The sequence below is a fragment of the Deinococcus indicus genome (assembly GCF_002198095.1).
Taxonomy (GTDB): domain Bacteria; phylum Deinococcota; class Deinococci; order Deinococcales; family Deinococcaceae; genus Deinococcus; species Deinococcus caeni.
In genome coordinates this window covers 83,505-96,967 of the sequence record NZ_NHMK01000011.1, presented here as the reverse complement: position 1 = coordinate 96,967, position 13,463 = coordinate 83,505, and the positions used below count along the sequence as shown (strand labels likewise).

Annotated in this window: 13 protein-coding genes; 8 read left to right on the top strand and 5 right to left on the bottom strand. The window is 72.8% G+C overall.

Going from position 1 to position 13,463, the window contains the following annotated elements; all coding sequences use genetic code 11:
* Positions 1–407: 407 nt before the first annotated feature.
* Positions 408–908 carry a GNAT family N-acetyltransferase gene (locus tag CBQ26_RS08600; RefSeq protein WP_088248230.1) on the bottom strand — a complete coding sequence of 167 codons (501 nt, stop codon included), beginning with the start codon at positions 906–908 and terminating at the stop codon, positions 408–410.
* Positions 905–2,182: a replication-associated recombination protein A gene (locus CBQ26_RS08595; protein WP_088248229.1), complete on the bottom strand. Its 1,278-nt coding sequence runs from the start codon at positions 2,180–2,182 to the stop codon at positions 905–907. The genes CBQ26_RS08600 and CBQ26_RS08595 overlap by 4 nt, the downstream gene beginning before the upstream one ends.
* An 84-nt stretch (positions 2,183–2,266) precedes the next feature.
* Between CBQ26_RS08595 and CBQ26_RS08590 the strand changes: the two genes are divergently transcribed.
* Complete coding sequence (locus CBQ26_RS08590) at positions 2,267–2,542, top strand: hypothetical protein (RefSeq protein WP_088248228.1); 276 nt, start codon at positions 2,267–2,269, stop codon at positions 2,540–2,542.
* Here the strand turns inward: CBQ26_RS08590 and CBQ26_RS08585 are convergent.
* On the bottom strand, positions 2,512–3,000 hold the full coding sequence (locus CBQ26_RS08585) for an NUDIX domain-containing protein (RefSeq protein WP_229844072.1): 489 nt from the start codon (positions 2,998–3,000) through the stop codon (positions 2,512–2,514). The genes CBQ26_RS08590 and CBQ26_RS08585 overlap by 31 nt on opposite strands.
* A gap of 52 nt (positions 3,001–3,052) precedes the next feature.
* Here CBQ26_RS08585 and CBQ26_RS08580 point away from each other — a divergent pair, with 52 nt between their 5' ends.
* From CBQ26_RS08580 to CBQ26_RS08565, 4 genes are all read left to right on the top strand, one after another.
* Complete coding sequence (locus CBQ26_RS08580; protein WP_088248226.1) at positions 3,053–4,231, top strand: hypothetical protein; 1,179 nt, start codon at positions 3,053–3,055, stop codon at positions 4,229–4,231.
* Positions 4,232–4,311: 80 nt separating this feature from the next.
* Positions 4,312–6,264: a serine/threonine-protein kinase gene (locus tag CBQ26_RS08575; RefSeq protein WP_088248225.1), complete on the top strand. Its 1,953-nt coding sequence runs from the start codon at positions 4,312–4,314 to the stop codon at positions 6,262–6,264.
* Between the two features lie 184 nt (positions 6,265–6,448).
* Positions 6,449–6,823, top strand: a complete 375-nt coding sequence (tatA, locus tag CBQ26_RS08570; protein ID WP_088248224.1) for a twin-arginine translocase TatA/TatE family subunit — start codon at positions 6,449–6,451, stop codon at positions 6,821–6,823.
* Positions 6,824–6,947: 124 nt separating this feature from the next.
* Positions 6,948–8,453: a YifB family Mg chelatase-like AAA ATPase gene (locus CBQ26_RS08565; RefSeq protein WP_088248223.1), complete on the top strand. Its 1,506-nt coding sequence runs from the start codon at positions 6,948–6,950 to the stop codon at positions 8,451–8,453.
* Positions 8,454–8,629: 176 nt separating this feature from the next.
* Here the strand turns inward: CBQ26_RS08565 and CBQ26_RS08560 are convergent, their stop codons facing one another.
* Complete coding sequence (locus CBQ26_RS08560) at positions 8,630–8,887, bottom strand: hypothetical protein (RefSeq protein WP_088248222.1); 258 nt, start codon at positions 8,885–8,887, stop codon at positions 8,630–8,632.
* 225 nt (positions 8,888–9,112) lie between these two features.
* Between CBQ26_RS08560 and CBQ26_RS21840 the strand changes: the two genes are divergently transcribed.
* The 3 genes from CBQ26_RS21840 to CBQ26_RS08540 all read left to right on the top strand — a co-directional run bounded on the left by CBQ26_RS21840 (position 9,113) and on the right by CBQ26_RS08540 (position 13,025).
* The gene (locus CBQ26_RS21840) at positions 9,113–10,090 is read left to right on the top strand and encodes a hypothetical protein (RefSeq protein WP_172417996.1); all 978 of its coding nucleotides are present in this window, start codon (positions 9,113–9,115) and stop codon (positions 10,088–10,090) included.
* Positions 10,080–11,186, top strand: coding sequence for a [LysW]-lysine hydrolase (locus CBQ26_RS08545; RefSeq protein WP_088248220.1), 1,107 nt, complete (start codon positions 10,080–10,082; stop codon positions 11,184–11,186). Before CBQ26_RS21840 ends, CBQ26_RS08545 begins: the two co-directional genes overlap by 11 nt.
* 93 nt (positions 11,187–11,279) lie before the next feature.
* Positions 11,280–13,025 carry an SLC13 family permease gene (locus CBQ26_RS08540; protein ID WP_088248219.1) on the top strand — a complete coding sequence of 582 codons (1,746 nt, stop codon included), beginning with the start codon at positions 11,280–11,282 and terminating at the stop codon, positions 13,023–13,025.
* Positions 13,026–13,285: 260 nt separating this feature from the next.
* Here the strand turns inward: CBQ26_RS08540 and CBQ26_RS21835 are convergent, their stop codons facing one another.
* Positions 13,286–13,447 (bottom strand): hypothetical protein, encoded by a 162-nt coding sequence (locus CBQ26_RS21835; protein ID WP_168174552.1) that lies wholly within the window; start codon positions 13,445–13,447, stop codon positions 13,286–13,288.
* Positions 13,448–13,463 lie beyond the last annotated feature (16 nt).

Sequence of the window (13,463 nt, the reverse complement as noted above, 5' to 3'; positions counted from 1 at the left end):
CGAGAAGCCGTCCACACCAGCGGTTGGAAGTGGAATTGAAGGGCGTGCTGTTGGTCCTTCAATCAAGAGTTTCCGCGCGGCACGAGTTGCGCGCCAGGACGCTTCCCACCACGCCCATGCGCGGGTTTTTATCGGTCAGCACAGTGTTCTGCGAGTTTCCGTTCCCTGCACTCCGCACCACACGACATCCGACGCTTCTCGCTTTCTCGTTCTTCGATCACCAGACGCTCGGTTTCGGGCTGTTCCGGCAGAGAAGCGCAGGTCACGGCTAAACACTCCCTCCAGGACGCGACGGGGAAAATGACGTGCTGACCGACGTTTCTCCTCCTCTGCACCCTCATGGCGTCGTGTGGCACACGCATCCAAGGGACGCGGAAACTCTTGTTCAATGGAATTGGAAACCGCTGTCAGAGGTCAAAGTGCAGGATCAACCGCCGCCCCTCGGCGTCGGCGAGCGCTCCGCAGGTTTGGAATCCAGCCTTCTGGTAGGCACGGACGGCGCGGGTGTGGCTTTTGTCCGGATCGATCAGGAGGCGGCGCAGCCCGGGATGCTGCGCCGCCCACCACGTCACGAACGCGCCGATCACCTGGGCCGCCAGACCCTGCCCAACCTCCTCAGGTGCCCCGATCAGCAGGTCAAGACCCCAGGTGTCGCCCTGCGGGGCGGCCCAGGCCATGAAGGGATGCCCGGGTTTCACCTGCTGCACCTGGAGAAATCCGGTGGGCTGCCCGTCGACATGGAACAGGAAGCCCGGCACGTCCCGTCCGGGACGGAAGTAGTGCGCGTAAACGGCCGTTTCGTCGCGTTCCCCGTCATCCCAGAAAGCCCGGACGTGCTCCTCCTGGAGCCAGCGGGTAAGGCGCGGCACGTCTGCCGGGGACAGGGGGTGGAAGGTGATGGACCTCATGCCTCCCCGTCGCCATGCGCGTCCCTTAACTTGCGCCAGCGGTCGGCGACGCGGGCTTCCCAGCCTTCGCCCGTGGGGGCGTAGAGCCCCAGTTGCACGCCGTCGGGGAGGTAGTCCTGCTGGAAGCTGCCTTCGGGGTCGTCGAAGTAGTACGCGTAGCCCTTGCCGTAGCCCTGCTGTCGCATGAGGGCGGTAGGGGCGTTACGCAGGTGCAGCGGGATGGGCAGGCTTTCTCCGTCGCGGACGGCGTTCAGGGCGTTCTTCCACGCGACGTACACGGAGTTGCTCTTGGGGGCCAGGGCGAGGTACACGACGGCCTGTGCCAGCGCGAGGTCGCCTTCGGGGCTGCCGAGGAATTCGACGGTGTCGCGCGCCGCGATGCACAACCGCAGGGCCTGTGGGTCGGCGAGACCGATGTCCTCGGCGGCCATGCGGACCACGCGCCGCGCGACGTACAGGGGGTCGGCGCCGCCCTCGACCATGCGGGCCAGCCAGTACAGCGCACCGTCGACGTGGCTGCCGCGCACGCTCTTGTGCAGCGCGCTGATGAGGTTGTAGAAGTCCTCGCCGTTCTTGTCCATCTGCGGCAGGTGCCGCCCGAACGCCTCGGTGATCGCGTCGGGCGTGACGGGGTTACCCAGGGTGCTGGCGACTTCCAGGGTGCTGAGCGCCCGGCGGGCGTCTCCTTCCGCGAGGCGGGCGAGGAGGTCCAGCGCTTCCGGCTCGGCGGTCACGCCGCTCAGGCCGCGTTCGTCGGTCAGGGCGCGTTCGAGCAGGCCGCGCACCTCCTCGGGCTTCAGGGCTTCGAGGACCAGCGTGCGGGCGCGGGAGCGCAGGGCGGGGTTCACCTCGAAGCTGGGGTTCTCGGTGGTCGCGCCGATCAGGGTCAGCAGGCCCGACTCGACGTGCGGCAGCAGCGCGTCCTGCTGCGCCTTGTTGAAGCGGTGGATCTCGTCGAGGAAGAGGATGGTCTTCTGGCCCCGCCCGCGCAGGCGTTCGGCTTCCGTGACCGCCTCGCGCACGTCCTTCACGCCCGCCGTCACCGCCGAGAGCGGAATGAAGTGCGCGCCGACCTCGCCGGCCAGCAGGCGGGCCAGGGTGGTCTTGCCCACGCCGGGCGGCCCCCACAGGATCAGGCTGCCCAGCCGCCCGGACCCCAGCACGCGCGTCAGGGGCTTGCCGGGGCCGAGCAGGTGCGTCTGGCCCACGACCTCCGCGACCGTGCGGGGCCGCAGGCGTTCGGCGAGGGGAGCGGGCGGGTCGAACAGCGTCACGCCCGCAGGATACGGGGGGCGCGGCCGGGGAATTGCGGCGCGGTGCGGGGTGCGCGCCCCACTTCCACGGCGCACAATGACGGCATGGACGAACGGACCCTGCGCCACCAGATCGAACTTGCCGGGCTGCCCAGCGGCGTGCGCGTGACCCAGGTGCCCGGCGCGGGCGTGGTCCTGCGCGCCACGCACGGCGAGGAACGCGGCCTGGAAATCCAGCTGACCGACGACGCCGGGCGCATGTACGGCGAGGGGCCTGCCGTGGCGACCGCCCTGACCCGACTGAAGCAGGCCGCCCAGGCAGGTCTACCCGCCCGCCGCGCGGACGGCACCTACGAACGGCTGGTGTTCGTCGGCGACTGAACCGGCATCCGCCCGGCCTGCGCACCCAGCCATGCCCGCGCGTACTCGCCCGGCTGGCCGCGCAGGCCGGGAAGTTCGTGCGCGCCGAAGAAGGCCAGTTCCACGCCTTCGATCCCGTCGGGGGTGGGCAGGCCACTCCAGTCGTCCACCCGGTAGATGGCGGTGTAGAACGACACCTGATGTCCGTTCGGCAGGGTGCGCAGGGGCGTGGTCAGCAGGTCCAGCAGCGTGGCCGCGTGAACGTGCAGCCGCGTCTCCTCGAACACCTCGCGCCGCAGGGTCTGTGCGGGAGCCTCGGCCAGTTCGCACAGGCCGCCGGGGAGTCCCCACACGTCCCGCCCGGCCAGTCGTTGCAGCAGCAGGCGGCCCTGCGGGTCGCGGATCAGGCCGCAGGCACCCATCAGGTTCACAGGGTCATTCCCGATCCGGGCGCGCAGGTCCGCTATGTAATCCGGCATAGACGGACAGTCTGACGGAACCGGCCGTGTCGGGGGGCCTATCCTGCCCTGCATGACGGACATTGCAGAGCGGTACATCCGGCTGGCGCACGCCATCGATGCGCACTCGGAGGGCTTCATCGACGGGTACGGGGGGCCGCCGGAGTGGGCGGTGCGGGAGGCCCGCGAGCCGCAGGCGCTGATGGCGGAGGCGTCGGCGTTGCTGGCGGACGTGGCGGGCGTGCCGGAGGACGCGCGGCGCGAGTGGTTGACGGTGCAGGTGCGGGCCATGCACACCATGACGCGCCTGCTGTCGGGCGAGGCCATCGCGTACGCCGACGAGGTGCGCGGCCTGTACGACATCGAGCCGCGCCGCGCCGACCTGAACGAACTGGACGGGGCGCTGCGGGCGCTGGACGCCGCGCTGCCCGGCAGCGGCTCCCTGATCGAGCGGGAGGAGGCGCTGCGTTCGCGGGTGGCGGTGCCGCGCGGGGACATCCTGCGGGTGGCGGCCCCGATCCTGGCGGAGTTGCGCTCGCGGGTATCAGAACGCTTCGGGCTGCCGGACGGTGAGGATTTCAGCATCGAGCTCGTGAACGACCGGCCCTGGAGCGGGTACAACTGGCCGCTGGGGAACCTGAAGAGTCGCATCGACATCAACACGGACCTGCCGGTGCTGCTGCCCGCCCTGCCGGACCTGCTGGCGCACGAGGGCTACCCCGGCCACCACACCGAGCACGCGACCAAGGAGGCCGGGCTGGTGCGCGGGCGCGGCTGGCTGGAACACAGCATCCAACTCATCAACGCGCCGGAGTGCGTGGTGTCGGAGGGCATCGCTGTGAACGCCCTGCGCGCCGTCATGACGCCGGACGAGACAGAGGCGTGGCTGACCGGGGACCTCGCGGCGCTGGCCGGGCTGGACGCGGACGACATCCGCGCGTTCCTGGCGGTCACGCAGGTCAGGCGGGCGCTGGGCGGCGTGAGCGGCGAGGCGGCCATGCGCCTGCACGCCGACCGCGCCCCGGAAGGCGAGGTGCTGGACTTCCTGCAGACGTACGCGCTGGCCAGCGAGGCCCGCGCCCGGCAGTCGCTGCGGTTCGTGCAGAACCCGAATTTCCGCGCGTACATCTTCACGTACTCGGTCGGCGGCGATCTGGTGCGCCGGGCCGTCGAGCGCGGCGAGAGCGACACCTTCGCCCACCTGCTGCGTGAGCCTATCACCCCGGGGCAGCTGGCCGGCATGGGGCAGTAACGCAAGAGGAGGAGGGGGCGGTGGATAACCTGCCGCCCCCCTCCTCCTCTTGCGGCTGCCGGGCGCTACACTCGCGGGGTATGCCGCTGGATTCGGGCTCTGTGCTGGTGGGTCGCTACGACCTGCTGGGTCTGCTGGGCGAGGGTGGAAGCGCGCGGGTGTTCCGGGCGCACGACACGCTGCTGGGGCGGGACGTGGCGGTGAAGGTGCAGCACGCGCACGTGCCGCCCAGTGACCGCGAGCGTTTCCTGCGCGAGGTGCGGACCCTGGCGCGCCTGACGCACCCCGGAGTGGTGCCGGTGCTGGACCTGGGCACGGAACCGGAGGGTGGGCGGCCGTTTTTCACGATGCCGCTCATGACGGGCGGGCCGGTGACGGCGCTGGGGCCGCTGGAGGACGCGCCGGGGCCGCTGGGGCGGTTCCTGACGGCGGCGGCGTTCGTGTCGCGGGCGCTGCATTTCGTGCATGGGCGGGGCATCACGCACCGGGACCTGACGCCGGGGAACGTGCTGCTGGACGAGGCGGGGTGGCCGCGCGTGATGGATTTCGGGCTGGTGGCGCTCAGTGAGCACACGCGGCAGCTGACGCGCAGCGGGGTCACGCTGGGCACCCCGGCGTACATGGCGCCGGAACAGGCGCGCGGGGTGGGCGTGGGGCCGCTGAGCGACCTGTACGCACTGGGCGCGGTGCTGTACCGCGTGGCGTGCGGCAGCCCGCCGTTCGTGGGGGACAGTGACCAGAGCGTGCTGTACCAGCATGTCTACGAACCGGCGCCGGACCCGCGCGACCTGAACCCGGCGGTGCCGGACGCGGTGGCGCGGGTGCTGCTGGCGCTGCTCGCCAAACGCCCGGAGGAACGCCCGGAGAGCGGCGAGGCGCTGGCGCACCTGTGGGCGCTGGCGCGGCGGGACGTGTGGACGGCGCACGTGCGCGGGCAGTACCGGGGGGGGCGGGCGCGGACCGGGGAGCATCCGGACGGCCCGGCGCGCGTGGCGGACCTGCGCGAGGTCTGGAGCGTGCCGCTGCCCGGCGAGGTGACGTGGCCGGCGGCCGTGATGGGCGAGGGGGATCTGGTGGCGGTGGGAACGCGCGGCGGGCAGCTGGTCCTGACGCACGCGTCCGGCCGTCCGTTCGCCACGTACGCGGCGCGGGACGAGGTGACGGCCCCGGCGACCTTCCAGGGCGGGCAGGTGCTGTTCGGCGCGTGGGACGGGACCCTGCGGCGCGTGGACCTGCACAGCGGCGCGCAGGTGTGGCTGCACCGGGCGCGGGCGGAACTGACGGGCGCGCCGACCCTGTGGGGCGGTCAGGTGCTGGCCAGCAGCCGCGACGGGCACCTGTACGCGCTGGACGACCGGACGGGCGAGTTGCGCTGGGCGTACCGGACGGGCGGGCCGGTGGCGGCCAGTCCGCTGGTGTGGGCGGGCGCGGCGCTGATCTGCGACGAGAGCGGATGGCTGCACGCGCTGGACGCCCGTGACGGGTCGCCCATGTGGAAGGTCGAGATCGGGACGGTGCACGGCACGCCGGCGCTGCTGCCGACCCGGCCGGGCGAGGCGACGCTGGTCGTGGCGACCTGGGAGGGCGAGGTTCACGCCCTGGCCCTGAGTGCGGCGGGGGGGCGGCCGTCCCTGGCGCCGGACGAACCGACCCTGTGGACGTACGACCTGGAGGACGAGGTGTGGGCGTCCCCGGCGCTGACCGGCGCGGACCGGGACGGGGGCGTGGCGATCCTGGCCGGGTGGGGCGGCGAGGTGCGGGCGCTGCGGCTGTCGGACGGCGAGGACCTGTGGTCGCACCGCATGGAGGGCCGCGTGACGGCCAGTCCGGTGATCAGCGCCGGGATGGTGTTCCTGGCGTCCGAGGCGGGGGAACTCCGGGCGCTGGACGTGCGCAGCGGCGCGGTGCGCTGGTCGCACCGGGAGGCGCAGGGGGTGCAGGCGACGCCGCTGGCGGCGGACGGCACGCTGTACGTGGCGTTCATGAACGGCACGCTGCGCGCCTACCGGGACGTGCCGGCCGCGCCGACCTGACCGCCGCGTTCCGTCGCGCGCCGGGAGGCGGCCCGGACACACGTGACATTTGCTTGGGGGGGCGGGCCTACACTGCGGGGGTGGTCCCCGGCGGGCCGCGCCGGACAGTGGTCTGTCCCGTGGCGTTCGTCTGTTCCGTGGCGGGCGTCCGGCCGCCGCCGATTTTCCCTGGAGGTCAAGTGTTATGCCCAATATCGGTCCTGCTGAACTGCTGGTGATCCTGCTGGTCGCGCTCGTGGTGTTCGGTCCCCGCAAACTGCCGGAACTGGGCAAGAGCCTGGGCGCCGGCCTGCGTGAATTCCGCAAGAGTACCCAGAGCCTCAAAGACGGTCTGGACGGCACCCTGAACGACGCGCCGCCCGCCGCGCCCGCTCAGACGATTCACGCGCAGGCGGCCGTTCCGGTCGCGGCGGCGGCCGTCACGCCGGGCGCGCAGCCTGCCGTCGCACAACCGGTCGCGGCGCAGCCGGTGATGGTGCAGCCGGTCGAGGTGCCCCAGCCGGTCACGCCGGACGGCGCGCCGGTCGTCACGGTCGCCAAGGAACCCACCGGCAGCTGATCCGCACTCCTAGCAGCGCCCCGCATGTCCCCTGACGGGGGTGCGGGGCGCTGCGGCCGGGGAGCAGCGGGGCGTCTGGTACGCTGGCCGGCGTGAAATTCCGCACAGTCCGTGGGGGCCGCTGATGCTGGCCCGCGCCCGCAGTGTCGCCCTGATCGGCGTGGACGCCGTGCCGGTCGAGGTCGAGGTGGACGTCTCGCCGGGACTGCCGGCCTTCACGGTGGTCGGCCTGCCGGATCAGGCGGTCAGCGAGGCGCGCGAGCGGGTCCGGGCGGCCGTGCGGAACGCGGGGTTGCCGTTCCCGGCGGCGCGGATCACGGTGAACCTCGCCCCGGCGGACCTGCGCAAGGAGGGGCCGCTGTACGACCTGCCGATCGCGCTGGGGCTGCTGGCCGCGCAGGAGTTGCTGCCGGCGGCGGCGCTGGCGGGAACGCTGGTGGCGGGGGAACTGGCGCTGGACGGCAGCCTGCGGCCCATCTCGGGTGCGGTGAATCTGGCGTTGCTGGCGGCCGAACTGGGCCTGCCGGCGCTGCTGCCGCTGGGCAACGCGCCCGAGGCGGCGCTGATCGAGGGCGTGCCGGTGTTCGGGGCGGGCACGCTGGCCGAGGCGGCCCGGCACCTGGGCGGCTCCCACCCGCTGCCGGTCACGCCGGCGCCCGAGGCGCAGGGACCGGAGGACACGCTGCTGGACCTCGCAGACCTGAAGGGGCAGAGCGGGGCGCGCCGCGCGCTGGAGATCGCCGTGGCGGGCGGCCACAACCTGCTGATGGTCGGGTCGCCCGGCAGCGGCAAGACCATGCTGGCGCGCCGCGCGCCGGGCCTGCTGCCCCCCCTGACGCGGGCCGAGGCGCTGGAGGTCACGCGCATTCACTCGGCGGCGGGCCTGCTGGCGTCGCGGGGGCGCCTGAACCTGGGGGCGCCGTTCCGCGCGCCGCATCACACGGTGTCGGACGCCGGGCTGATCGGTGGGGGCGGCGTGCCCCGGCCGGGCGAGGTCAGCCTCGCGCACCGGGGCCTGCTGTTCCTCGATGAATTCCCGGAGTTCAGCCGCAAGGCGCTGGAGACGCTGCGTCAGCCGCTGGAGGACGGCGCGGTCGTGATCAGCCGCGCGCGGGCGACCGTGCAGTACCCGGCGCGCTTTCAGTTGATCGCCGCGATGAATCCCTGCCCGTGCGGGCACCTGGGTGACCCCGAGAAGGCCTGCGTCTGCACGCCGTCCGAACGGACGCGCTACGCGGCGAGGCTGTCGGGACCGCTGCTGGACCGCATCGACCTGACAGTGCGGGTGCCGCGCCTGACGGTCGAGGAACTGACCCGCGCGCCGGAACCGGAACCGACCGCCCCGGTGCGCCTGCGGGTGGCGGCGGCCCGCGAGCGGATGCTGGCGCGGCAGGGGGGCCGGAACGCGGACCTGGGTGGGCAGGCGCTGCGGCAGCACGCGCCGCTGGCCGCCGGTCCCGAGGGCTTTGCGCGGGCCGCCGCGAAGCAGCTGGGCCTGACCGGGCGCGGCTACGACCGCCTGCTGCGTGTGGCGCGCACCGTCGCGGACCTCGCGGGCAGCCCCGACATCCGCGAGGCGCATCTGGCCGAGGCGGTCACGTACCGCCCGCGTGACCTGGGCACCGGCTGACGCGACCCGCGCACAGGGCAGGAGTGGGCGGCGCCGGAGGTTTCCCTGGTGCCGCCCACTCCTGTCTCGGTTTATACGGATTCCGTTTGTTTCGCCGGCAATCCGGAACCCGTTTTGCTCCAACTCGCTTCGCTCGGATTGAATGGGCTTTGCAGCCCATTCAATCGGAGTCCGTATTACTCCTCGCTGCTGTCGCGGTTGACGGTGCTGGTTCCGTCGTCCGGGCCGCTGCCCGGTTCGATCAGGTCGGCGGGGGCGACGGCGGCGATCAGACCAGTGGTGTTGGCGTTCGCGACGGCCGGAATGACGGCCGGTCCCTGGTCGCGGCGCAGGGTCTCACCCTCGCGCGGGTCGTTCACGAGGTTGCCGCTCTCGCGTTCGATGTCCTCGACACTGCGGCCCAGCGGGGTGGTGTCCTTGGGTTGGTCGCTCATGCGCCCAGTGTGGCGCGGGGGCCGGGGGGGCGCGGTGAGAGGCAGCGCGGGCGTGTCTTCATGCGTGGCCGTGACCGCCGGGAGCGGCGCCGCGTGCCTGGGCAGGGTTGGGTATGCTGTGCCGACAGGTTCCGGGCTGCGCGTAGCGTGACCGGAGCCGCCCAGGTGCAGGAGAGGGCCGGTTCAGGCGGCGCCCGGCTCCTGTGGGTTTTTCAAGGAGTGATCATGACCCAGCGTGCCCCCAGTGAACGTGCCGTGCAGGCCCTGCAGACCATCGGAATGACCGCTTCTCCCCTCACGTCGCTGGAGCGCGACGAGGCGCTGTTCGTCCTGACGGCCGACACGCTGCTGTTTCAGGATGCGGACGGCACGCGCCGGGTCACGCTGCGCGACCTGACCCGCATTCACAGTGATCAGGAGGGCACGCTGCGGGTCGAGACGCCGGCCGGGACGGCCCTGACGGCCAGCCTGCTGGGGTTCGATCCGGCGCAGGTGCAGGCGTTCTTCGGGCAGGTCAGGGACGCGACCGCACAGGCCAAGGAACGCGCGGCCGCGCAGGAAGCGGCGCAGGCGGCCGAGGTCACCCCGGAACCGGCGGCGCCCACGCCCCAGCCTGCCCCCACGCCCCGGCCCGCTCCCACGCCCGCTCCCGAACCCACGCCGGTTCCCACCCCGGCACCCGCACCTAGTCCGGCACCGAGTCCGGCACCGACGCCGGCACCCGCTCCGGTTCACACGCCGGCGGGGGCGACGCCGGTCGTGATCTCGTCGAGCGGCTTCTCGCCCAGCCGCACCCCGGACCTCGCCAAAGCGCCGGCCTCTGCGCGCAGCGAGGTCGCGCCCGCCCCGGCGCCAGCACCTACACCCATCCCGACGCCGACCGCAGCGCCGGCTGCGGCGGCCTCTGCGGCGGGTGTGCCGCTGCGGGGCGCGGCGTCGGCGGTCGCGGCGCTGGCCCGGCAGGCGGACCTCGTGGACAGCCTGACGGGTCGCCTGCGGGTGCTGGGCGCGGTGCTGTTCGTGGCGTCGGTCGCGCTGGCGTTCTTCCAGTTCTCGGGCGGGCAGCCCCTCGCGGCGCTGTGGACGCTGCTGGCGGGCGGCGTGGGCACCATCGCGCTGATGGCGCTGGCGGACATCGCGCGGCTGCTCGTGGCGCTGGCGCGGGCGTCGGGCACCTCGGGTGGGGTGATGGATGTCGACTGACCGTCCGGCTCCCGCACCGGTCGCCGACGCGCGTGACCTGCTGATCCGCGCGGTGCAGACCGCGTCACTGTCCGGGCAGGAGGGGCCGGTGGCCGAGCTCCTGAGCGGCTGGATGGCCGCGCGGGGCTTCGCGGCGCGGGTGGACGAGGCCGGAAACGCCGTGGGCGAGCGCGGTCACGGGCCGCTGACGGTGGCGCTGCTGGGGCACATGGACACCGTGCCGGGCGAGATTCCGGTGCGGGTGGACGACCACGGCGTGCTGCACGGGCGCGGCAGCGTGGACGCCAAGGGGCCGCTGTGCGCGTTCATGGCGGCCGTGGCGACCCTGCCGCCCGAGGCGCTGGCGGCGGCGCGCTTCGTGGTGATCGGCGCGACCGAGGAGGAGGCGCCCAGCAGCCGGGGCGCGCGGCACATCCGGAACGTGCTGAGCCCGGACGTGGTCCTGATCGGCGAGCCGAGCGGCTGGGAGGGCCTGACCCTGGGGTACAAGGGCCGGCTGGTCGTGCGGGCCGAGGCGCAGCGCGAGAACTTCCACACGGCCGGCGAGGGCAGCAGCGCCGGGGACGACCTGACCGAGGCGTGGTTCCGGGTGCGGACCTGGGCGGCCGGGGCGGGCGAGCCGGGCGGCGTGTTCGGCGGGGTGCAGGCGACCGTGCAGGACATCACGAGCGGCACGGACGGCCTGACGCAGCGGGCGCACGGCACCTTCGGGTTGCGCCTGCCGCCCGCCGTGAGTCCCGCCGACGCCGAGGCGGTCATCCGTGACCTGCTGGCCGACCTGGACAGCGTGACCGTGACCTTCACCGGCCACGAGAGCGCCGTGCGGCACGACCGGGACAACGCGCTGACGCGGGCCATGCGGGTCGCGATCCGCGCGCAGGGGGGCGCGCCGGTGTTCAAGGTCAAGACCGGCACGAGCGACATGAACGTGGTGGCCGCGCACTGGCCGGTGCCGACGCTGGCGTACGGGCCGGGCGACAGCGCCCTGGACCACACGCCGGAGGAACGCCTGGACCTCGCGGAGTACGACCGGGCGGTGACGGTGCTGCGCGAGGCCCTGACCCGCCTCGCCACCGGCTGGTCCGCTCCGGCCTGAGCCGGACAGCAGGGTCACGGAAATCAAGCGGGTACGTCTTCTGGTTTCTCTCACGCGGCCAGCCGGCAGGCGCGGCACGCTTCCCGGTGACACATGGACCCCATCCTGATCCTGCTGATTCTGTTCGTCACCGCGCTGGTGCTGTTCGCCACCGAGTGGCTGCCGGTCGACGTGACCGCGCTGGGACTGCTCTCGGCGCTGCTGCTGCTGGGCCTCCTGACACCAAAGGAGGCGTTCGCGGGCTTCGGGAGCGACACGGTCCTGACGCTGGCGTCGCTGTTCATCCTGACGCGGGTGCTGCTGCGCGCCGGGGTGATCGAGTGGGTCGGCGTGAGCGTCGCGCGGCGCTCCCGGAACGCCACGGCCACCCTGCGCTCGCTGCTGGGCACCGTGGCGGGCGTCAGCGCCTTCACCAGCAACACCGCCACGACCGCCGTGTTCCTGCCGGTCGTGGCCGGCATGGCCCGCCGCGCCGGGATTCCCGCCAGCCGCGCGCTCATGCCGCTGGCGTTCGCGAGCATCCTGGGCGGCACGATCACCGTGATCGGCACGAGCACCAACCTCGTCGTGTCGGGCGCGCTGCCGGCCGCCGGGCAGGAACCGCTGGGGTTCTTCGAACTGGCGTGGGTGGGCGTGCCGGTCGCGGCGCTGGGTCTGGCGTACCTGTTCTTCGTCGCGCCGCGCCTGCTGCCCGCCCGCGACGCGCAACTCGAAGAGTCGCTGCGCGCCTACCTCGCGGACCTGACGGTCGCGGCCGGCAGTCCGCTGGCCGGGCAGACCCTGCGGGAAACCGGACTGGGCCGCGATCACGGCCTGACGGTCGTGGCGGTGCGCCGGGGCGAGCAGCCCACGCAGTACGCGCCCGGCCCGGACTTCCGGGTGCAGGAGGGCGACACCCTGACCGTCGAGGGTCCCACCGAACGCATCCTGGCGGGCAAGAGCACGCTGGGCGTGGTCAGCAAGAGCGAGCAGAAACTCCCGCAGGACGAGGCCGGCGCGGTCCGGCTGGTCGAGGCGGTCGTCATGCCCGGCTCGCCGCTTCTGGGCCGCACCCTCCGGGAGGCGCGGTTCCGTGAACGCTACGGCGCGTCCGTGCTGGCACTGCACCGCCGCGCGCGGAACGTGGAGCGCCTGGGCCGCCTGCGCATCCAGGTGGGCGACGTCCTGATGGTGCAGGGCGGCGCCGAGCGCATCGACTCGCTGGGCGAACACCTGGTCGTCATGGGCGACCTGACCGAACGCCAGCGGGACCTGCGCCGCGCGCCGCTGGCGCTGCTGCTGTTCGGCGGGGCGGTGCTGCTGGGCGGGCTGGGCGTCGTGCCGCTGGCCGTCGCGGTGGTCGTGGCCGTCGCCCTGAGCCTGATGTTCCGCCTGATCACCCCCGAGGAAGCGTACGGGTCGGTGGAGTGGCCCGTGATCATCCTGGTGGCGTGCATGCTGGCCTTCGGCACGGCCTTCGAGGACAGCGGCGCGGCCCGCGCCCTGACCGGCGCGCTGTCCGGCGTGCTGGAACCGCTCGGACCGTACGGACTGCTGGGCGCGCTGTTCCTGGTGACGGTCCTGCTGACCCAGCCCATGAGCAACCAGGCGGCGGCGCTGGTCATGCTGCCCCTGGCGATCGGGACGGCCAAGGCGCTGGGCTACGATCCCCGGCCGTTCATCATCGGGATCACGGTGGCGGCCAGCAACTCGTTCATCACGCCGCTGGAACCGTCGTGCATGCTGGTGTACGGGCCGGGGCGGTACTCGTTCATGGATTTCGTGCGGGTCGGGGCGGGCCTGACCGCCGTGACGTTCGTGGCGGCCCTGCTGATCATCCCGCGCGTCTGGCCGTTCTGATCCGGACTCGGACCTGAATGACTGACAAAGCCATTTGCACCCTGGCTGACGGCTGATACGGGTTTCGTATGTCGTTCGGCCGGGTGGCCGAGGTCGGATTTCCCCGTGACCGCGGCCCGGCGGTCTGGGGAGACGGCCGGGCCGGATGGCGGTGCGGGTGGATTCCGTCTATGGCGTTGACAGCCCGGCGGGGCGCCCTGCGCTCACCCGCCCGGATGGAACGGCCCTGTCAGCCGTTCGACCGGAGACGGGAGTCCGTGTCAGATGAACAGGGGGGCGTCGGGGTCGTCGGGCAGGGGGCGTCCCTTGCGGGCGAACAGCGCGGCGGTGGTGCCGATCCCGATGATCGCGCCCAGGGCAACCACGATCAGCGCCCACGTCATCAGGGCGTGCGATTGGTCAGGATTGCGGTCTGAAGCCATGCACGCAGCATAACAG

Excerpts from the sequence above, each read along its gene's own strand:
- CBQ26_RS08575 (WP_088248225.1), top strand. The coding sequence starts at position 4,312 with ATGCCGCTGGATTCGGGCTCTGTGCTGGTGGGTCGCTACGACCTGCTG.
- CBQ26_RS08560 (WP_088248222.1), bottom strand. The coding sequence starts at position 8,887 with ATGAGCGACCAACCCAAGGACACCACCCCGCTGGGCCGCAGTGTCGAG.
- CBQ26_RS21835 (WP_168174552.1), bottom strand. The coding sequence starts at position 13,447 with ATGGCTTCAGACCGCAATCCTGACCAATCGCACGCCCTGATGACGTGG.
- tatA (WP_088248224.1), top strand. The coding sequence starts at position 6,449 with ATGCCCAATATCGGTCCTGCTGAACTGCTGGTGATCCTGCTGGTCGCG.
- CBQ26_RS08540 (WP_088248219.1), top strand. The coding sequence starts at position 11,280 with ATGGACCCCATCCTGATCCTGCTGATTCTGTTCGTCACCGCGCTGGTG.
- CBQ26_RS08580 (WP_088248226.1), top strand. The coding sequence starts at position 3,053 with ATGACGGACATTGCAGAGCGGTACATCCGGCTGGCGCACGCCATCGAT.
- CBQ26_RS08545 (WP_088248220.1), top strand. The coding sequence starts at position 10,080 with ATGTCGACTGACCGTCCGGCTCCCGCACCGGTCGCCGACGCGCGTGAC.
- CBQ26_RS08565 (WP_088248223.1), top strand. The coding sequence starts at position 6,948 with ATGCTGGCCCGCGCCCGCAGTGTCGCCCTGATCGGCGTGGACGCCGTG.
- CBQ26_RS08590 (WP_088248228.1), top strand. The coding sequence starts at position 2,267 with ATGGACGAACGGACCCTGCGCCACCAGATCGAACTTGCCGGGCTGCCC.
- CBQ26_RS21840 (WP_172417996.1), top strand. The coding sequence starts at position 9,113 with ATGACCCAGCGTGCCCCCAGTGAACGTGCCGTGCAGGCCCTGCAGACC.
- CBQ26_RS08585 (WP_229844072.1), bottom strand. The coding sequence starts at position 3,000 with ATGCCGGATTACATAGCGGACCTGCGCGCCCGGATCGGGAATGACCCT.
- CBQ26_RS08600 (WP_088248230.1), bottom strand. The coding sequence starts at position 908 with ATGAGGTCCATCACCTTCCACCCCCTGTCCCCGGCAGACGTGCCGCGC.